Annotated in this window: 13 protein-coding genes and 2 tRNA genes; 5 read left to right on the top strand and 10 right to left on the bottom strand. The window is 56.1% G+C overall.

The window, feature by feature from the left end:
- Nucleotides 1-152: 152 nt before the first annotated feature.
- A complete protein-coding gene (nac, locus tag SOM82_RS12895; protein ID WP_154128975.1) occupies nt 153-1,070 on the top strand; it encodes a nitrogen assimilation transcriptional regulator NAC in 918 nt (305 codons plus the stop codon).
- 96 nt (nt 1,071-1,166) lie between these two features.
- On the top strand, nt 1,167-2,117 hold the full coding sequence (cbl, locus tag SOM82_RS12890) for an HTH-type transcriptional regulator Cbl (RefSeq protein WP_320461462.1): 951 nt from the start codon (nt 1,167-1,169) through the stop codon (nt 2,115-2,117).
- 100 nt (nt 2,118-2,217) lie between these two features.
- Here cbl and SOM82_RS12885 read toward each other — a convergent pair whose 3' ends face one another.
- The 6 genes from SOM82_RS12885 to mtfA form a co-directional block, all read right to left on the bottom strand.
- On the bottom strand, nt 2,218-4,113 hold the full coding sequence (locus SOM82_RS12885; protein WP_320461461.1) for a heavy metal translocating P-type ATPase: 1,896 nt from the start codon (nt 4,111-4,113) through the stop codon (nt 2,218-2,220).
- Nucleotides 4,110-5,162 (bottom strand): protease modulator HflK, encoded by a 1,053-nt coding sequence (gene hflK, locus SOM82_RS12880; RefSeq protein ID WP_320461460.1) that lies wholly within the window; start codon nt 5,160-5,162, stop codon nt 4,110-4,112. Before hflK (SOM82_RS12880) ends, SOM82_RS12885 begins: the two co-directional genes overlap by 4 nt.
- Entirely contained in the window at nt 5,155-6,144 is a 990-nt protein-coding gene (hflC, locus tag SOM82_RS12875) for a protease modulator HflC (RefSeq protein ID WP_154128972.1), read from the bottom strand. The genes hflK (SOM82_RS12880) and hflC overlap by 8 nt, the downstream gene beginning before the upstream one ends.
- A complete protein-coding gene (gene hflK, locus SOM82_RS12870; protein WP_320461459.1) occupies nt 6,141-8,009 on the bottom strand; it encodes a protease modulator HflK in 1,869 nt (622 codons plus the stop codon). Before hflK (SOM82_RS12870) ends, hflC begins: the two co-directional genes overlap by 4 nt.
- A 408-nt stretch (nt 8,010-8,417) precedes the next feature.
- Nucleotides 8,418-8,493, bottom strand: a tRNA-Asn gene (locus tag SOM82_RS12865).
- Between the two features lie 100 nt (nt 8,494-8,593).
- Nucleotides 8,594-9,391 (bottom strand): DgsA anti-repressor MtfA, encoded by a 798-nt coding sequence (gene mtfA, locus SOM82_RS12860; protein ID WP_154128970.1) that lies wholly within the window; start codon nt 9,389-9,391, stop codon nt 8,594-8,596.
- Between the two features lie 93 nt (nt 9,392-9,484).
- On the opposite strand from mtfA, the gene SOM82_RS12855 reads away from it, so the two are divergent.
- Nucleotides 9,485-9,574 (top strand) — tRNA-Ser (locus SOM82_RS12855).
- A gap of 225 nt (nt 9,575-9,799) precedes the next feature.
- Here SOM82_RS12855 and fumA read toward each other — a convergent pair.
- Nucleotides 9,800-11,449: a class I fumarate hydratase FumA gene (gene fumA, locus SOM82_RS12850; RefSeq protein ID WP_320461458.1), complete on the bottom strand. Its 1,650-nt coding sequence runs from the start codon at nt 11,447-11,449 to the stop codon at nt 9,800-9,802.
- A 55-nt stretch (nt 11,450-11,504) separates the two neighbouring features.
- On the bottom strand, nt 11,505-13,013 hold the full coding sequence (locus SOM82_RS12845; protein WP_320461457.1) for an anion permease: 1,509 nt from the start codon (nt 13,011-13,013) through the stop codon (nt 11,505-11,507).
- Nucleotides 13,014-13,628: 615 nt separating this feature from the next.
- On the opposite strand from SOM82_RS12845, the gene SOM82_RS12840 reads away from it, so the two are divergent.
- Nucleotides 13,629-16,409, top strand: coding sequence for a flavocytochrome c (locus tag SOM82_RS12840; RefSeq protein ID WP_320461456.1), 2,781 nt, complete (start codon nt 13,629-13,631; stop codon nt 16,407-16,409).
- A gap of 65 nt (nt 16,410-16,474) precedes the next feature.
- Nucleotides 16,475-17,440, top strand: a complete 966-nt coding sequence (locus SOM82_RS12835) for an FAD:protein FMN transferase (RefSeq protein WP_320461455.1) — start codon at nt 16,475-16,477, stop codon at nt 17,438-17,440.
- On the opposite strand, the gene dcuR is transcribed toward SOM82_RS12835, so the two are convergent.
- Both dcuR and SOM82_RS12825 read right to left on the bottom strand, forming a co-directional pair.
- A complete protein-coding gene (gene dcuR, locus SOM82_RS12830; RefSeq protein ID WP_320461454.1) occupies nt 17,421-18,140 on the bottom strand; it encodes a two-component system response regulator DcuR in 720 nt (239 codons plus the stop codon). The genes SOM82_RS12835 and dcuR overlap by 20 nt on opposite strands.
- The gene (locus tag SOM82_RS12825) at nt 18,137-19,753 is read right to left on the bottom strand and encodes a sensor histidine kinase (protein ID WP_320461453.1); all 1,617 of its coding nucleotides are present in this window, start codon (nt 19,751-19,753) and stop codon (nt 18,137-18,139) included. Before SOM82_RS12825 ends, dcuR begins: the two co-directional genes overlap by 4 nt.
- Between the last annotated feature and the right edge of the window lie 155 nt (nt 19,754-19,908).

Here is a 19,908-nt window from a genome sequence, read left to right as displayed (position 1 = left end):
TCAGTCATAAAAGCGCACCGGGTGATTAGATTTCCTTATTTTCAGCCGGTTAGCGAACATATCGGACCTCCTGAAAAAACTGGCATCCATATTGCAAAAACCTTCTCAACAATGAGCGCCAGTACCGGCACTGTATTTTAACAGGGGGCAAAATGAACTTAAGACGACTGAAATACTTCGTAAAAATCGTCGATATCGGTAGCCTGACCCAGGCCGCGGAAGTGTTGCATATCGCGCAGCCTGCGCTGAGCCAGCAGGTCGCCACTCTGGAAGGTGAACTGGACCAGCAGCTGTTAATCCGGACTAAACGTGGCGTTACGCCAACGGAAGCGGGCAAAATCCTCTATACCCACGCGCGGACCATTCTGCGCCAGTGTGAACAAGCCCAGCTCGCTGTCTGCAATGTCGGACAAACGCTGAGCGGGCAGGTGTCGATTGGCCTGGCGCCGGGCACTGCGGCATCCTCAGTGACAATGCCCCTGCTGCAGGCGGTGCGCGCTGAGCTGCCCGAAGTGCTGGTCTATCTGCATGAAAATAGCGGTTCGGTCCTTAACGACAAACTGCTGAATGGCCAGCTGGATATGGCGGTACTTTACGATCGTTCGCCCATCGCGGGGATCACCAGCCAGCCGTTGCTCAAAGAAGATCTCTACCTGGTGGGGACGCGTGATTGTCCGGGGCAGAGCGTCGATCTGACCGCGGTAGCTGAAATGAATCTGTTCTTGCCGCGCGATTACAGCGCCGTGCGTCTGCGCGTCGATGAAGCCTTTTCCCTGCGCCGCCTGACGGCAAAAATTATTGGTGAGATCGATTCTATCTCTACGCTGACCGCCGCTATCGCCAGCGGAATGGGCGTCACGGTTCTGCCGGAATCCGCCGCGCGCTCGTTATGCAGTGCGGCAAACGGCTGGATGGCGCGGATCACGACGCCATCCATGAGTCTGCCGTTATCCCTGAATATGTCTGCTCGCGGATCCCTGTCGCCACAGGCGCAGGCCGTAAAAGAGATCCTGATGTCGCTGGTGAGCCGTCCTTCTCTGGAGAATCGTGAACTGCAGCTGGTGAGCTGATATTCCATAAAGGAATAAGATGCTGGTTTTTATTATTTGTTCTGCAGGTCTGCTGACTCTAACAATAGGGCTATGTCAGATGCGCCGGAGTGAATCGTGAATTTCCAGCAACTTAAAATTATTCGTGAGGCGGCCAGGCGGGACTACAACCTGACCGAAGTCGCCAACATGCTTTACACCTCCCAGTCGGGCGTCAGCCGCCATATCCGCGAGCTGGAAGAGGAGTTGGGTATTGAGATTTTCATCCGCCGTGGCAAACGCCTGCTGGGGATGACTGAACCCGGTAAAGCGTTGCTGACTATTGCTGAGCGTATTCTTAATGAAGCCAGCAACGTTCGTCGTCTGGCGGATCTGTTTACCAACGATGCCTCCGGGGTGCTCACTATCGCGACGACCCACACCCAGGCGCGCTATAGTCTGCCGCCGGTGATCAAAGCTTTCCGCGAACTCTTCCCGGATGTGCGCCTGGAGTTAATCCAGGGGACGCCGCAGGAAATCGAAGTGCTGCTGCAAAACGGTGGGGCGGATATTGGTATTGCCAGTGAGCGCCTCAGTAATGATCCGCTGCTGGTGGCTTTCCCCTGGTTCCGCTGGCACCACAGCCTGCTGCTGCCGGTCGACCATCCCCTCCATCAGGTTTCGCCTCTGACGCTCGAAGAGATCGTCAAATGGCCGCTGATCACCTACCGCCAGGGCATTACCGGTCGTTCGCGCATCGACGAGGCGTTTAATCGTAAAGGGCTTACGCCGGATATCGTGCTGAGTGCGCAGGATTCCGATGTGATCAAAACCTACGTGGAATTAGGCCTCGGGATTGGTCTGGTGGCGGAGCAGTCCGGCGGTGAACGTGAGCTGGGCGGGCTGGTTCGTCTCGATACCCGCCATCTGTTTGATGCCAATACCGTGTGGCTCGGCCTTAAACGCGGGCAACTGCAGCGCAACTATGTCTGGCGTTTTATTGAGCTGTGTAACGCCGGGCTGTCGGTGGATGAGATCAAACGTCAGGTTATGGAAGCAGACGAAGTGGCGATTGATTATCAAATCTGAGTGATAAACGCCGAAGGGCAAAAAGCCTGCATGTGAAGCAGGCTTTTTCGTTTGGCGCGGATGGGCTTGTCGTTCTTTGGCCCTTTAACTGCCTCGCGGATCAGCTGAGTTTTTCTTCAAAGCGGAGCAGTCGCCCGGCATTGCCCAGAACCAGCAGGGTGCTGAGGTTGTGCAATATGGCGGCGATCACCGCGCCGGAAGCCCCCAGCCAGCCTAACGCCGCGGCGACCACTATCACCACCGTCCAGCCAAGCCCGATAACCACGTTCACCTGCAGGGTTCGGCGGCAGCGGCGGCTTAAGCGCACGCAAGTGCCTAACCGACGCAAATCGCTGCCAATCAACACGATATCCGCCGATGACATCGCGATATCTGAACCGCCCGCACCCATCGCCACGCCGACAACGCCCGCTTTCAGCGCCAGCGAATCATTGATGCCATCGCCGATCACCATCGGACGGAAGCCATGGTCGATTTGCACTTTCACATGGTGGAGTTTATCGGCCGGGAGCGCCCCGGCGATGACATCGGCGATCCCGACGTGTTGTGCGATATGCCGGGCCACTTCCTGCCGGTCACCGGTCAACAATACCTGGCGGTTTAAACCCAGTTCGCGCAGTTCGCTCATCGCCTGTGCCGCCTCCGGTCGCAGGCTGTCGGCCAGCAGCAGCCATCCCAGAAAACGACTGTTCAGTACCAGCCCGACCACCGGTCCGTCATGATCCGGCTCCGCAGGAAGATCGCGACTGTATTTTTCTAACAGCTCGCGTCTGCCCAGCACCGCTTCTCCGGCCGGTGTATGGGCGCTGACGCCTAACCCCTGATGTTCTCGCACGTTATCCAGCGTCGGCCACCCGATCTGCGGGGCGATAGTCACCAGCGCGCGGCTCACCGGGTGATTGCTGGTGGAGCCAAGGCTTGCGGCAAATGCGCGCAGGCGTTCAGCCGATTCCCCTTCCTGCTCGATCACCGCCTGAAGCTGCAGTTTACCGTGAGTCAGCGTGCCCGTTTTATCGACCACCACGGCGTTCAGCTCGGCCAGCGCCTCAAGAAATGCCGCGCCACGGATTAAAATGCCGTGACGCGCAGCCACCGTGAGTCCGGCAATGGATGTCGCGGGCGCGGAGAGAACCAGCGCGCAGGGGCAGGCGGCAACCAGCACGGCCAGAACCGCCTGCGCATTTTGCGTCAGGAACCAGGTGCTGGCGGCAATCATCAGAACCAGCAGCAGATAGGAGGCCGCGTGGCGCTCAAGCATTCGGGTAATCGGCGGACTTGCCTGCTCGGCGCTTTGCATGAGGGCAATCACTTTCCCGAGAGTCGATGAGTCGCCGGTTTGGGTGACTTCGATGCGCAGCCGTCCATCAAGATTTATCGCACCGCCATAGACCTCCATGCCCGGCTGGACCTCCTGCGGGATGGATTCTCCCGTGATAGGGGCGGTGTCGAGGCTGGCTTTCCCGTCGAGAATACGCCCGTCGGCGGGAATATGATCCCCGGCACGCACCTCCACAATATCGCCTGCAACCAGATCCTGATTGTCGATGTCATGGAGATTTCCGTCGGCATCGACGCGGCGCGCACGACTGCGAGTGAGCTTGCTGAGCGCCTCAATCGCTTCCTGAGAGCCAATCACACTGCGCTCTTCCAGGATATGGCCGATGATCATAATCAGCGGCAGGAGTGCGGCAGTCAGTAAGTCACCGGATGCCCACGCGCCCAGCAGCGCCAGGGCGATAAGCTGATCGGTGAGGCCGTGTAAACTCGGGTGGCGCAGGCTGTGGATCGCGTGGCGTAGCACCGGGACCGCAACCACCAGCGATGCGAAGCCCAGTAAAATATCGGCGACGGCAACCTGAGCCGGGGCCAGCCAGCGCCACAGCAATCCGAGGATCAGCGCCCCGCTGGCAATCAGTGCCAGTACCAGCTGGCGCGTGATATGGCGGCGTTCCTGGCGGGTCAGTGAGTCGCCAGGGTTAAGAGTGGTGGTGGTCATGGGGTCGAAGTGTCCTTTTGCCCTGCGGTCTGAAGGATGAGATGCGCATCATCCTGCGGTGCGATAGTGACGACCGATTCTGCCTGCGCGAGGATGGCGGCGATCCGCTCGCGATAAATCCGCGCCAGCAGGTCGGGATCGGAATGGTTACGCGTTAACCGGGTGATCGTTGCGGTGTCTGCCTGCGCTTTCGCGACATTTTCCTGGGCATTGGCCTGGGATATTTGCAACAGTTGATCCACTCGCTGCGTGGCTTTTTGCCGGGTCAGAGAGGCGTCCGTGCGGGCGCTGGCCACCGCCTGTGAAGCCTGCTGAGTAGCGGTTAATACCGCATTGAACGCGGAAACGGTGGCGCGGGGGAGCGTCGATTGCACCGTCACCCGTTCAAGAGTGATCCCCAGATCGGCGCCGGCGTTGGCAAGCCGCAGCAGGTTTTGCTCAACGTTATGCTGCACGTCTGCGCGCAGGCGTTCGCGCAGCTGGGCCACGTTCGAATCGCTGCCCATGATTTCCGGGCGCGCCACCAGGATGGTATCCAGATCGCGCGAGGCACACACCGCCACCGCTGCGCGTTCCACCAGCCTGTCCAGCGCCGGAATAACATGCGGCCCCTGTAGCACCCAGGCCATCGGCGTTCTGACGCGATAAAACACGCTGATATCCAGCTGCACCACGCCCGCATCCCCGGTGAGCAAATACCCCGAGCCGGCCAGGGTGTCGTTACTGCTCGCGCCCTGAAAATCCATCTCCTGCGCGTCGGAAGAGCGCATAAGCGCGGTAACGTGATGTTCGATCACGCGGTCAAAGGCGGGGACTATCACCACGTCATTAATCGGGGAGGGCCATGCCAGCAGTAAACCCGGTCCTTCGACGCGCTGTTGCGCGCCAAAACTCAATACCACCGCCTGGCTGTCGGCGGGGATCTGTCGCACGTTGGAAAACAACCACACACCTGCGGCGAGTAAAGTCAGCGCCAGCAGAGCGAAAAAGGCGAGGCGTATCGACTGGGTCCACGGCCCTGCGGATTCAGGGGAACGGTGTTCACTCATGCTGATTGCCCAGTTTTGGTCCATCCACTAACAAACTGAACGGCGCAGCATCGGTACGTAATACCAGCCGGGTATGCGAGTTCACCATGCCACTGAGCGCATCAAGCTGACGGAGTAAAACATAGAGCTGCGGGGAGCTGGCGTAGGCTTTGGCATAAATATCGGCGGCCTGCACCTGAGACTGCGCTTCGATGTTCGCCGCCTGCACGGAGGCCTGCGCCTCGACAATCCGCGCGTCGCGCTCGGCGGCGGAGCGAATTTCTGCGGCAGCGCGTTTACCGTCGGCGGTGCGTTCGGTGGCGATGGTTTCACGCTCGGCGCGCATCCTGTCCACCGTGGCATTTAAGGTGACGGCGGGCAGGGTCAGACGTTCTGTGCCCGTCTGGACCAGGCGAATGCCATAGCTTTCCAGAAGCGACTGGCTGATTTGCGCCTTCAGATGCGCTTCGAACTGGCTGAGCTGTACCTGTTTGCTGTCAGTATTGACCAGCTGGGAGAGGGTAAACCCGCTGGCGGTTGTTTCCAGCGCCGATCCGAGATAAGTGCGGATTTGTCGTGCGGCTTCATCGGGCTGATTTTGCACCGCGCGCATGAAGCGCTGCACGTGTTCCGGGGTGTTATCGACCTGCCAGATTGCATAGGACTGAACGATAATGCGTAGCCCGTCGCGCGTACCGACATCCTGCAAACCGCTGGAGGTGGTGCGCAGGCGTAAATCGACCGGCGTGGCGATTTCAAACGGAGCGGGTAAACGCCAGGCCAGGCCAGGTTTAAGTAAAACGCGCACCGGATCGCCAAAACGGGTGATCACCAGCGATTCACCGGACCGCACCTGCACAAGGCTTGCCGCAGCCGCGAGGATCAAACCTAACGCAGCCGCAATGGCGAGGCGTTTGCCCGTGCCTTTTTTGGCGGGCTGCGAGTCAGAAGGGTGGCCGTGGTTGCAGCCGTGATGGCAACCATGATGATGTGAATGGCTCAACGGGAGGGCTCCTGTGCAGGTTTAACGGGCGTATCGTGCTGCGCCGCTGCGTTTAATGATGGAAATTCGCGAAGATCGAGCGTGGGCGGTGACCCGACGCCAATGTGATGATCGATGATCAGCAGCGGGCGGCCCGCCAGGGTTTGCTGTAACTTTTTCAGCCACTGCTCGTCGATGTAGACTTGCCCGGCTTTGGCCTGGGCATTTTTCTGCGCAGTGAATTGAACGGCGGTGGCCTGAGCTTTGCTCAGAACATCTGTCGCACTGGCCTGGGCGTCATTGCGCCGGGAAGTGGCGGTTGTCGCCGCGCTGGCGGTCAGTTCGGCAGCATGTCCGCGTTCGTTAAATATCAGTGATTGCGCGGTAATCTGGGCGGCCTGCACGCCGTGGAACGCATCTGCGGCCCCGGCAGGAGGATGGATGGCTTCCACCACCGTCGAAAGGAGCTCGACCCCGCTGTGGAGTTGATCGAGTCGCTGCTGAACCGCCTGGTTGAGCCGCTGGCTTAAATCGTTGCGCTGAGCCCCCAGCAAACCTTCGAGCGTCATGGCGGAAAACTGATGCACCAGCACCTGATTTGCCGTGCTGCGAATGAGTTCCGCAAGATTGTTGCTGTTGTAGGCCGCGGCCAGCGCTGCGTCATCGGACAGTCCTATACGCCACATAAAGCGCACATCGCTGTTCATGATTTGCAGACTTTGCTGCTGTCCGCTCTGGCTGGCGATAATCTGCGCTTTGTCGAAATTATGCGTGGCATCCCACAGACGGTTAGCGCTGGCGGGCGCATTGCCCTCCGCATCAGCCGGTACGACCGGTTCGCGGTCATCGGGCGTTTCGCCGGCGGCCAGTTCATGCACCTGACCATTTTCAGTCACGATCACCTGGCCAAACGGCCACGGGAGCCCGGCGTGCAGACCGGGAGAGAGCACCGCGACAGGCTTGCCGAAGCGCTCGTAAATGCCACGCTGATCGGCGGAGAGTTGCTGGAGACCCGTCAGTAGCCAGCCGCATAGCATCATCACTGCGATAACGGGTAACAGCGCCCGACGCAAAACCGTGAAAGCCCAGAGCTGGCGAAGATCAATCCTCAGGTGCTGATGAAGCTCCTGCTGGAGAAAACGTAGCGGGCGCGGTGGCCAGGTAAGCAGCTGCGCAAGCCGGCTTTTCGCTAAAAAATCAGGTTCGTCCTCTTCATTACGCGGCGGGCGAAACAGCGAAAACAGGCCACGCAAAATCAATTCAATCGCCACCGGGACCACAAGAATGGCGGGCAGGTTAATCAGCCAGGGAGAGGTGAGCGCGGGGAACAGCAGCATCGGGAGTGTGCAAAACAGCACGGCCATCATCAGGCGCAGAACGGGGGCGAGCAGATTGGCCTCCGGCCAGGTTTCCTGCCCCGTTGCCGCCAGATGACGTTCAGCCACCAGCAGAATAAAGATCGTCAGCGCAATGCCGCCGATGATTACCCAGCGAATTCCGCTTTCCGCCAGCGGCGTGTAATCCGTTCCCCAGCCTGCCAGAACGGTAAACAGCGCGATAAAAGACATCGTCCCCAGGTTGATGCCGTCGGATTTCAGGAACGAATCAACCCGTTTGAAGTTAAAAGGAATGGCGGCAACCATCTTCTGAAAAATCGGGTACGGTGGCTCGTCCGGCTCCGGGGACGCAGGCGTTGCTTCCGGGCTTTGCTTGTCGGCGCGCCACTGACAAATACGCCCGGCATTGTGCAGGGCGAGAGCCAGTATGATACCCGCCGCCGCAGTGCTGCATAAAAAGGCCATCCAGCGCGACGTCGGGTCAAACATGGTGACCATGAGCGCCACGATCACCATCAGAAAGGCAACAGTACCCGTTAAGAAAACCACTCTCGTGACACGTCTGGCTTGCCGCGCAGCGAATAAAAAATGCGCCTGGGGCAGGCGCTGCGAGCGTGCGGGTTCATTTGATTTTGGCGATTGCATAGGTTCATTTGCTGCGCGGCACAGAGGCTGTTACCACGGAATTTGAGTGTTATTTTATAACATATCATGCACCCTGAATCTTCACAATCGGCAGTAATAGGCAAAACGCGCGCAATTGTGTCCATTTATGACCATACCGGGATCACGGATGTTCACAGGCTTCTGCGTTACCAGGCAAAGCAATCACAGGAGCAGAATCAGTGAGTAAAGGTGAGGTGCAAAGCAGGTGTTAAGCGGAGATGACTGGCAGGATTGTCAGAGCGTAACTGACAGATAGCAAAAAGCCTGCTTTAAAAGCAGGCTTTTTAAATATGGCTCCTCTGACTGGACTCGAACCAGTGACATACGGATTAACAGTCCGCCGTTCTACCGACTGAACTACAGAGGAATCGTGTGAACGAGGCGCATGTTAATAGCCTCGCTATTTTGTGTCAACACTAAATTTAACGTGCTGATTCGAATGATTAATTAAGAGTCAACCTGCTCTTTTAGTGTACTTGAGAGGGGGAATGCCCGCCAAACTCTTCATTCGCACGTAAGCGTTGCAAAGGATCTTGCTGGTAAAACTGGCAAAAACGTTGCCACAAGGCCGGAAAACGTGGCGCAAACAGCTCCGGTGCGCTGAAGAAATATTCCGACAGTACGGCAAAGCACTCTGCCGGATCGGTGGCGGCGTAGGCATCAATACTGGCTGCGCTTTCGCCCACCAGATCGATCTCATCCTGAATATTATTCATCGCCGCGTGGAGATCGTGCTCCCATCCCGCAACTTCGCGCAGCGGGATAAACGGCACGCCGCTGGCCCGATCGCCATTGCGGGTGTCCAGCTTATGCGCGACTTCGTGGACGATGAGGTTAAAACCGGAAGCATCGAAAGAGTCCTGAATATCGAGCCAGTTAAGAATAATGGGCCCTTGCTGCCAGCTCTGTCCGGACTGAACCACGCGCTGATTATGCACCAGCCCGATATCATCTTCCCATTCGTCATCCACCACGAACGGTGCCGGGTAGATCAGCACTTCATGGAAGCCGTCCAGCCATTCAATGCCCAGCTCAAGCACCGGTAAGCAGAATAGCAGCGCGATTCGCGCGCTTTTCAGCGCATCCAGCTCAAATCCCTGTAGCGGGACGAGGCGTTTTTGCTGCAAAAAACGATCGGCCAGCTGTACCAGTCTGGTCTGTTCGTCCGATGTCAGGCTGGCAAGAACAGGGATGGCCAGCGCGTCCTCCCACGGAAGGGCGGTGCTTGGTGCGGTTTCGTTCGATTTCCAGGGCCATTTAATCATCGCTTCGCTCGCAAACTCATCACTTGAACAAAATTACAGGATAAGGGCCTGTTAAAATGCCAAATTACCTGGCAATATGGCAACCCTTAAAACGGAGAGATGCCGGAGCGGCTGAACGGACTAGTCTCGAAAACTAGAGTAGGGGCAACTCTACCGGGGGTTCAAATCCCCCTCTCTCCGCCACTTTTCCTCTGCAGAACACCTTTCCTGTTGTTTTTTCTCTTCAAAATCACCGTGCGACGAGTACCTTATCACTCTGCTCATGCGAAGGAATACCCCTTTACCGCTTCGTCACAAGATATGTGAACTCAGTCAGTCTGAAGTATTGTCGTTCAGGCGTTTCCTGCGCCAGTTTTCGAAATAAAAAAGCCAGACGCAAAAGCCTGGCTTAGTCACATTCACATCATCTTATCGCTGCGAGCAGCCTGAACACTGCTTGTTGTGGATCTGCTGGAAGAAGTCGTTGCCTTTATCATCGACCAGGATAAACGCCGGGAAGTTTTCGACTTCGATTTTCCAGACTGCTTCCATCCCCAGTTCAGGCCAGGCCACGCACTCCAGGCTCTTGATACTGTCCTGAGCCAGTACCGCCGCCGGGCCGCCAATGCTGCCGAGATAGAACCCGCCGTGCTGATGGCATGCGTCGGTGACCTGTTGGCTACGGTTACCTTTCGCCAGCATGACCATACTGGCACCATGTGATTGCAGTAAATCCACGTAAGAGTCCATACGTCCTGCCGTTGTCGGGCCTAACGAACCGGAGGCAAAACCCTCTGGCGTTTTGGCCGGCCCCGCATAGTAGATCGGGTGATCTTTAACGTACTGCGGCAGCTCTTCGCCGTTATCCAGCAGCTCTTTTAGCTTCGCATGGGCGATATCGCGCGCCACGATGATTGTGCCGTTCAGCGACAGACGCGTCGAAACGGGATGGGCAGAAAGCTGCGCCAGGATCGTTTCCATCGGGCTGTTCAGGTTAATACTCACCACATCGCCTTCGCCTTGCTGACGCAATGATTCAGGAATGTACCGGGCGGGATTGTGTTCCAGCTTCTCGATCCAGATGCCATCGCGGTTGATTTTGGCTTTGATGTTACGGTCTGCTGAGCAGGAGACGCCCATTCCGACCGGGCAGGAGGCGCCATGACGCGGCAGGCGGATCACGCGGATATCGTGAGCAAAATATTTGCCGCCGAACTGCGCGCCGAGACCGAGATTCTGGGCTTCTTTCAGCAGTTCTTGTTCCAGCTGAACATCGCGGAACGCCTGACCATGCTCGTTGCCTGCGGTTGGCAGACCATCGTAGTAGTGCGTAGAGGCCAGCTTGACGGTTTTCAGCGTGCTTTCAGCGGAAGTCCCGCCAATCACAAACGCGATATGATAAGGAGGGCAGGCCGCCGTCCCCAGTGAGCGCATTTTCTCAACCAGATAATTTTTCAGTTTGGCTGGCGTAATCAGGGCTTTGGTTTCCTGGTAGAGATACGTTTTGTTGGCTGAACCGCCGCCTTTGGCCATGCACAGGAATTTATATTCATCCCCATCAACACTGTATACATCAATTTGCGCCGGCAGGTTGGTCCCGGTATTCACCTCTTGGTACATATCCAGCGCCGCGTTTTGCGAATAGCGCAGGTTGTCTTCGATATAGGTGTTATAGACGCCCTGACTCAGCGCGGCTTCGTCACCGCCGCCGGTCCACACGCGCTGGCCTTTTTTACCCATAATGATCGCCGTACCCGTATCCTGACAGGTCGGCAGCACGCCTTTGGCAGCGATCTCGGAATTGCGCAGGAACTGGAGCGCCACGTATTTGTCGTTTTCGCTGGCTTCGGGGTCGCTAAGGATAGCGGCAACTTGCTGCTGATGCGAAGGACGCAGCATAAAGGCGGCATCATGGAATGCCTGCTGGGCCAGCAGCGTCAGGGCTTTGGGCTCCACTTTGAGGATCTCTTCGCCGTTAAAATCAGCGACTGACACATGATCTTTGGTCAGCAGGTAGTATTCGGTATCGTCGTGTGCGAGCGGGAAGGGATTCTGATAATAAAAGGGTTTGTTCGACATTGCGTATCACTCCATAAAATAAAACCGCCGGACGTTATCTTCCGGCGGTTATGAATCAGAACATCATGGACATCCACGGATAACCAATCAGCAGCAGGGCCGCCAGGAAGATGGCGCCAAATATGGTGCCGAGACGCCAGTAATCTTTGGTGGGCAGATAGCCGCTGCCGTAGTAAATCGGGCTAGGGCCAGTGCCATACGGGGTGATGATCCCCATGATACCCAGCGAGGTCACCATCAGCAGCACGAACACTTCCATATTCATGCCCGGAATGGTGGCGGCAATGGTCAGCATCGCCGGCAGCAGCGCGGTGGTGTGCGCGGTGGTGCTGGCAAACAGGTAGTGCAGCAGATAGAAGGCCAGCAGCAGGACGACCGTCGCCACGCCCGGCGAAATCCCGCTCATCAGTTCGCCGCCTTCTTTACCCAGCCAGCCGATAAAGCCCGTTGAGGAGAGGCCGTCAGCCAGAGCGACCAGGGTGGCGAACCAGACGAAGGTATTCCACGCGGCTTTGTTGCCGGTAATGTCGTTCCACTCAAGGACGCCGGTCCACAGCATTAAACCGACGATCAGCAGGGCTGCCATGGCGGGTTCAATCCACGCGGCGGCAAAAATCCACATCAGCAGGGCGCAGCATACAAAGACCAGCAGCAGAATTTCATTGCGCGACAGCTTGCCCAGTTTCTCCAGTTCACGGCTTGCCCACAGCGGCACTTCGTCGTTGACTTTCACCTCTGGCGGATAGAACCAGTAGGCCAGCAGCGGCATCACCAGAATCAACAGCACGCCCAGCGGCAAGAAGGCGATAAACCAGGTGCCCCAGGAGATATCAATCCCCACAATGCTTTTGACCAGCGCCAGCGCCAGCAGGTTAGGGGCGAGCGCGGAGAGGAACATAGAGCTGGTGATACAGGCCGCGGTGATGGCAACCCACATTAAGTAAGAGCCAATTTTACGCGCGCTGGGATCGTTAGGCTTCGACCCATACAGCGGCGGCAGGTTAGCGATAATCGGGTAGATAGTCCCACCGCTGCGCGCCGTGTTGGACGGTGTAAATGGGGCCAGCAGCAGGTCGGCGAAGGTAATCGCGTAGCCCAGCGTCAGGCTGCGACGACCCAAATATTTCACCAGAATCAGCGCCAGTCGGCGGCCAAAACGCGTTTTGTCGTAGCCTGCGGCAAACATAAAGGCGCCAAATATCAGCCAGACGGTTGAGTTACCAAAGCCGCTTACCGCCCATTTAAAGGAGGCCCCTGCCAGCTTAAATTTCGGGTCAGCCAGCTGTTCCGGGCTAAACAGCACCCACTGGCTGCACAGGCCGATGGCGACGACGCCGGTCAGGCCAATCACCGCCCCCGGCAGCGGTTCGAAAATCAAACCGACAATCACGCCGACAAAGATAGCGAAGTAGTGCCAGGCATAAGGCGGAAGGCCTTCAGGCACCGGGACAAACAACAACAGCACTGCGACAATAATGGGCAGGGCCATCATAATCAGACGGTTTTTGTTACCGTCTTTTGGCTTGCTCGCCACCGAAGGCGTTACAGCTGTTTTATCATTCATAGGTTTGCTTCTTAAGTTGTCAGAAATTCGGTTTAGCAGAAATAACAGCGCGACTTTTTTAATTACTTTGCTTTCTTTAGTTATTTAAAGTGCTTTCTGGTTATTTCTTGAATAGCTATTTAACGCACCTTAAAAGACGTTAAATTAAAAATTGATGATGATTATATAGTGCGCCTTTAGAGGCCGGTGGAATTGATTGCGATCAATAAAATAGAATTGCAGTGTTATTTTTATCCATATTTTAATAACCCTGTTGAGTTATGTGGATATTATCTGTTTGATGGATTTGATTTTACGTGTTTGATATTGTTCGCAAACGATTTTCAGTTTAAAAACACATATAAATCATTAAGTTATTTAATTTTATTTATCGAGATGAAAGTAATCAAAACGTTAACAGAATTGATATTGTTGTGAACGCGGTATCCTGATATCAATAACACCTATGTAGTAATAATGTTATTGCAGGGATTAAATAGTTTTATAACTAACGTAATAACTTTCGTAACTAAAAATACCTTTATATTAATACCATGACATCGGCAAAAAAATTAACCAGAAAGAAATCCGATAAAGAATTCAAAATTTCAATTTTAAAAGTTTGGAGTTTCTATTATGAGCACGAACGAACGCATTTTAAGCCCCTTCACATTACCGAATGGCACAGAACTTAAAAACCGTCTGTTAATGGCCCCGATGACCACCTGTACCGGTTATTACGACGGCACGGTGACCAGCGAACTGGTGGAATACTATCGCGCACGGTCAGGCAGTATCGGCACTATCATTGTTGAGTGCTGTTTCGTTGACGATTTGGGCCTGGCCTTCCCTGGCGCCCTCGGAATCGACAACGACGAGAAGATCGCCGGCCTGGCGAAAATTGCTCAGGCCATCAAATCCGAAGGCTCCCGCGCCTTGCTGCAGATCTACCACGGCGGCCGCATGGTCGATCCGAAACTGATCGGCGGACGGACTCCGGTGGGGCCGAGCGCCGTAGCCGCTCCGCGTGAAGGGGCCGCCACGCCGGTTGCGCTGAGCGGTGAAGAAGTCGAAGCGATGATCGCCAAATTTGGCGAAGCGGTTCGCCGCGCCATTCAGGCGGGTTTCGATGGCGTCGAGATCCACGGTGCCAACACCTATCTTATTCAGCAGTTTTACTCGCCGAACTCCAATCAGCGTGAAGACGAGTGGGGCGGCAGCCGCGACAACCGCGCGAAGTTCCCGCTGGCGGTGCTGGATATCACTCACAAAATGGTGCGTCAGTATGCCGACGATGCGTTCATTATTGGCTACCGTTTCTCCCCGGAAGAGATGGAAGTCCCCGGCATCCGCTTTGACGATACCCTGTACCTGCTGGAAAAACTGGCGGCGCGTGGCGTCGATTATCTGCACTTCTCGGTGGGTGCGACGCTGCGTCCGTCAATCGTCGATACACAGGATCCCACTCCGCTTATCGAAAAATATTGTGCAATGCGTTCCGAAACGCTCGCACAGGTTCCGGTGATGGGAGTCGGTGGCGTCGTAAATGCGGCCGATGTCCACGACGCGCTGGACCATGGGTACGATCTGATCGCTGTGGGCCGCGCAACGATTGCGTATCCCGACTGGACTGACCGGATTTGCAGTGGCGAAACGCTGGAGCTGTTTATGGACAGCACGAAGCGTGAAGCATTGCACATTCCCGAGCCGCTGTGGCGTTTCTCGCTGGTGGAGGCGATGATCCGCGACATGAGCATGACCGAATCGAAGTTCAAGCCCGGGACGTTTGTCGAGAAAGTTCAGGACGACACCCGTGAACTGGTTATCAACGTCAGCCTGGAAACCGATCGCATTGCAGACATTGCGCTCGCATCGGGTCCCGATGACGACGTGGAATTTGTCACCAGCTTTGAAGAAATTCGTAGCCGTATTCTCGATGCTAATACCCCTCATGTCGACGCCATTACCGGCGCAACCAGCCAGAGCGAAGCGGTCAAAAAAGCCGTTTCTAAAGCGATGGTGAAATCCGGCAAAGCGCTGGCCGCCGAAGAAGGTGTCGATCCTGATGCCGTCAAATGTGTGGATGTGGTCGTGGTCGGCAGCGGTGGCGCGGGACTGGCGGCAGCGATTCAGGCCTATGACGAAGGCGCCAGCGTGCTGATCGTCGAAAAAATGCCAACCATCGGCGGTAATACGATCAAAGCCTCTGCCGGGATGAACGCGGCCGAAACGCGCTTCCAGCGGGTGAAAGGCATTCAGGACAGCAAAGAACTGTTTTACCAGGAGTCGCTGAAAGGCGGCCATAACAAGAACAATCCGGAGCTGCTGCGCCGCTTTGTGGAAAATGCACCTGAAGCGATTGAATGGCTGGCAACGCGCGGCATCATGCTTAACGACATCACCACCACGGGGGGGATGAGCATCGACCGTACTCACCGTCCGAAAGACGGCTCTGCGGTGGGCGGCTATCTGATCAGCGGCCTGGTGCGTAACGTCAACAAACGCAATATCGACGTGATGCTGGATACCTCCGTCAGCGAGATCCTGTTCGAAAACGGCGAAGTCACCGGTGTCCGCCTGACCACGGAAGAGAACGAAACACTCACCGTTTCGACCAAGAGTGTGATTATGGCGACCGGCGGTTTCAGCGCCAATAGCCAGATGGTGGTGAAATATCGCCCGGACCTGGCCGGTTTCGTGACCACGAACCACAAAGGCGCGACCGGCGGCGGTATTGCGCTCCTCGAACGTATTGGCGCAGGGACCGTGGATATGGGCGAAATCCAGATCCATCCGACCGTGGAACAAAACACCTCGTATCTGATTTCTGAATCAATCCGTGGCGGCGGTGCCATTCTGGTGAACCAGAAGGGGAATCGCTTCTTCAACGAGATGGAGACGCGCGACAAAGTGTCGGCGCAGATCATTGCCCTGCCGGAAAAATATGCCTATATCGTCTTCGATGAGCATGTTCGCGCGAAAAACAAAGCTGCCGATGAGTACATTGCTAAAGGTCTGGTGACCAGCGCCAGCTCGCCAAAAGCGCTGGCAGAAATGCTGGGTATGGATTATCACGCCTTCATGGCCACGCTTGAGCGCTACAATGGTTTTGTTGAAAAACAGCACGACGACGATTTTGGCCGTACCACCGCGCTGCGTGCGCCTGTCAACGAAGGCCCGTTCCACGCCATTCGTATCGCGCCGGGCGTGCATCACACCATGGGCGGTGTCACCATCAACACCGAAACCTGTGTACTGGACAGCGCTCACAAGGTGATTCCGGGGGCCTATGCGGCGGGGGAAGTGGTCGGCGGGATTCACGGCGGTAATCGTATTGGCGGGAATGCCGTGGCGGATATCATTATTTTTGGTACGCTTGCCGGACATCATGCGGCAATGCGCGCGAAAATGGCCTAGTTTCATCGCTCATGCAGGCCGGATACGCGGGTGCTATCCGGCCAGTCAACCAGGGAGCCTTTGCCATGTCCACCGACCCACGCGTTTACAGTTACTCCGCTGTTCTGATGGGTTCCCCCATCCTTCTGAAACTCTTTTCCCACAACGAAACGCTCGCCTCGCGGGTGTTTCGTCTTATCAAACAGTACGAAAATTTACTGACGGTCAATCGCACGCCGTCGCAGGTGATGGATATCAATCATGCCGCCGGGAAACATCCCGTCAGCGTCAGCCGTCCGGTATATGAGCTGATTCGCTGCGCGAAGGCGGCCAGTCTGCTGGAAAACAGCGCCTTCAATCTGGCGATCGGTCCGCTGGTCAAACGCTGGAAAATCGGTTTTCAGGGCGATAGCGTACCGCCGGAGTCAGAGATCCAGACCCTGCTGGCGATCACCGATCCGACGCAAGTCCTGCTCGATGATGCGGACTGTAGCGTGTTTCTGACCCGACCGGGCATGGAGATTGACCTCGGGGCCATTGCCAAAGGCTTTATCGCTGACAGAGTGAGAGATTTTTTACGTCAGGAAGGGGAGACGCTCGGGTTGATCAATCTGGGCGGGAATATCCAGACGCTGGGTGCGCCAGAGGGCGGCTGGGCCGTTGGACTTAAAAAACCTTTTGGTGCGGCGGAGGAATTGATCGGTTCGCTGGTGGTCGAGAATAAATCGGTGGTGACATCGGGAACCTATGAGCGCTTTTTTGAGCGCGATGGCAAGCGCTATCACCATATTCTTGATCCGCGCAGCGGCTATCCGCTGGATAACGAACTCGACAGCGTCACCATCATTTCAAATGACTCTCTCAACGGCGATATCTGGACCACGCTGATTTACGGTATGGGCGTGGAGAAGGGCTGTGCCGCGCTACGCGCGCGGCCTGATATTGAAGCGGTGTTTGTGACGCGGTCCGGCGAGATCGTGACCTCTTCGCAGCGTCACTTCCGCTTTACGCTGCTCGACAATCGCTATCGCCTTACTGGCAATATTGCCTGAGCAGACCTGTCTGTTCCGGCTGCAGGCGATAGCGGTATACCGGACGCCCCGTCGCGCCATAGTGGATGCTGGTAAATAAGATATTAATTTGTGCCAGCCAAATTAGGTACTTACGGCAGGAGACGCGCGAAATACTGACCGCGTTGGCCAGGTCATCGGTGGAAAACTCCGCATCGGGATGGCCCTCAATCCACTGGCAAATGGTGCGCAGCGTCTGCGGCGTTAACCCCTTCGGCAGGCGTTTGCTGTCTGCCAGCTCCGGCGCACCGCCGTGCAGCAAACGATCGACATCGGCTTGTTCATAATATTGATGAGCGCCCATCAACTGCTTTTTCTCCTTCCAGCCGTTTAACGCCTCTTCAAAGCGCGGGAACTGGAACGGCTTGATCAGATAATCCACCACGCCGTAATGCATTGACGTCTGGATGGTGGCCGCGTCAGAGGCCGATGAAATCATGATCACATCAATGGGACGGCCCGACGCGCGAATCACCGGAAGCAGATCCAGCCCGTTATCCTGCTGCATATAGACATCCAGCAACACCAGATCGACAGGCTGAGTGGGGTCGTTAATCACCCCCTGCGCCTGACTTAGCGTGGAGGCGACGCCACAGCAGCTAAAGCCCTCAACCCGGTTGACGTACAAACGGTTAAGGTCGGCCACCATGGCATCATCATCGACAATTAAGACATTTATCACGCGATTTTCCTCTCGCTATCCCAGGGGATCTGAACAAAAAATTGAGTAAATACGCCAGGCTCGGATTCAACGGCAATCTCGCCGCCCAATTCTCCGAGCTGCTGACGGGCAAGGAATAATCCCACACCGCGGTTTTCACCTTTGGTGGAATAGCCTTTGGTAAAAATGTGCTCCAGCCGCGCCGGGTCAATTCCGGGACCATCATCGCTGATTTCACAGCTCAGCCAGCCGTTCTGATAGTGCATCAGCAGGCCAATTTCACCTTCAGCGTTATCGGACATCGCATCCAGCGCGTTTTCAATCAGATTGCCCAGCACGGTGATCAGCACTGTGACCTGTTCCGTATTCGGGGTGTCGGGCACCAGGCACTCGTCTGCCAGCGTTAAGGTGATGCCCGCCTCTTTCGCACGATTCATTTTACCCAGCAGGAATCCGGCGATCACCGGGGATTTTATCTTGCGCTGGATCGCGCCAATATCGGTCTGATAATTTTGCGCCGTCTGGATGATGTACTCTTCCAGCTTGTCGTAGCGCTTCATGTGCAGCAGGCCGAGTATGACATGCAGCTTATTCATAAACTCGTGCGAATGGGTGCGCAGCGCATCCACGTAGCTCACCATGCCGTCCAGACGCTGCATCAACTGCCTGATTTCCGTTTTATCGCGAAATGTGCAGATGGCGCCAATCACCGCATTCTGACTTTTGACGGGGAAGGTGTTGCACAGCAACAGCCGGCCGTTGCAGTCGATCTCCTGATCCTGCAACGCCTGACCGGTTTGCGAGACCCGACGCAGCGAAGCCAGCATCGGCACGTGACGCGGTTCGTTCGTGTTGTTCATCGGCAGGAGCAATATCTGGCGGGCGGCGTGGTTAATCATGGTGACGTGGCCCTGACTGTCGACGGCAATGACGCCTTCCTTTAGCGATTGCAGCATCGCCTGACGCTGTTCAAACAGGGCGGAAATTTCATAGGGTTCAAGCCCGAACAGCACCCGCTTGAGCAGATGGACCACGCCCCAGATGCCGAGCGACCCCATCAGCGCGCTGAATAATACGGTCCAGATCACGTCCCAGCGGCCGCGACCGATCTGCTCGTCCACTTTATTGAGTGAGATCCCGATGGCGACCACGCCGATTTGCTGATGCGCGTTGTCATAGACCGGGGTAAAAACGCGTAGAGCTTCCGCCAGTACGCCGTGGTTGATGGCAACATTTTCTTTGCCTTCCAGCGCCGGTTTAAGGTCGTCGCCAATAAAGGGTTTGCCGAGCAGAGTGTTATCAGGATGAGAGAAGCGCACCCCCTGCATATTGGTGACCACCGCAAACAGCAGATCGTTGCGTTGAGTCACCGCGTCAGCGAGAGGCTGAATCTGGCTTTTCTCCGCCGGGAGCAGCAGGCCGCGTTTCACATCGGGGCTGTCCGCCAGCGTTCTGGCGATAGCGAGTGCGGTATCTTTTACCCCATCACGCGTGGCTTTGGTGATCTGCATGAAATAGAGCGCAAAAATAACCAGCAAAACCGACCCGATCACGCCGCACACCATCAACGTGACCAGGGTGTTGAGCTTCATCGGGCGCTTGCGCGTGATGGTTAAAGGCTGCAAATCGCTCATCGAAACCCCGTGGCTAATAATAAAGGGGTAATTATCGCTGATGACGGCACTTTCTTAAAGCCATGTAAAAGCTTGCGAATGCTACCTTTTTCGTGACTCCCTTCTCAGGCCATCCATATAAAACACTTTATAGTGTGTTGTAATTCATCGAAAGG

Source organism: Lelliottia sp. CFBP8978 (assembly GCF_034046055.2).
In the GTDB taxonomy this organism is placed as follows: domain Bacteria; phylum Pseudomonadota; class Gammaproteobacteria; order Enterobacterales; family Enterobacteriaceae; genus Enterobacter.
Note: the sequence above shows the minus strand (reverse complement) of the source record. Positions and strands in the feature narration are given on the sequence as shown.

Bases quoted from the DNA above. Each gene is read 5' to 3' on its own strand.
- nac (WP_154128975.1), top strand. From the start codon at position 153: ATGAACTTAAGACGACTGAAATACTTCGTAAAAATCGTCGATATCGGT.
- SOM82_RS12885 (WP_320461461.1), bottom strand. From the start codon at position 4,113: ATGACCACCACCACTCTTAACCCTGGCGACTCACTGACCCGCCAGGAA.
- hflK (WP_320461460.1), bottom strand. From the start codon at position 5,162: ATGAGTGAACACCGTTCCCCTGAATCCGCAGGGCCGTGGACCCAGTCG.
- mtfA (WP_154128970.1), bottom strand. From the start codon at position 9,391: ATGATTAAATGGCCCTGGAAATCGAACGAAACCGCACCAAGCACCGCC.
- fumA (WP_320461458.1), bottom strand. From the start codon at position 11,449: ATGTCGAACAAACCCTTTTATTATCAGAATCCCTTCCCGCTCGCACAC.
- SOM82_RS12845 (WP_320461457.1), bottom strand. From the start codon at position 13,013: ATGAATGATAAAACAGCTGTAACGCCTTCGGTGGCGAGCAAGCCAAAA.
- SOM82_RS12840 (WP_320461456.1), top strand. From the start codon at position 13,629: ATGAGCACGAACGAACGCATTTTAAGCCCCTTCACATTACCGAATGGC.
- SOM82_RS12835 (WP_320461455.1), top strand. From the start codon at position 16,475: ATGTCCACCGACCCACGCGTTTACAGTTACTCCGCTGTTCTGATGGGT.
- SOM82_RS12825 (WP_320461453.1), bottom strand. From the start codon at position 19,753: ATGAGCGATTTGCAGCCTTTAACCATCACGCGCAAGCGCCCGATGAAG.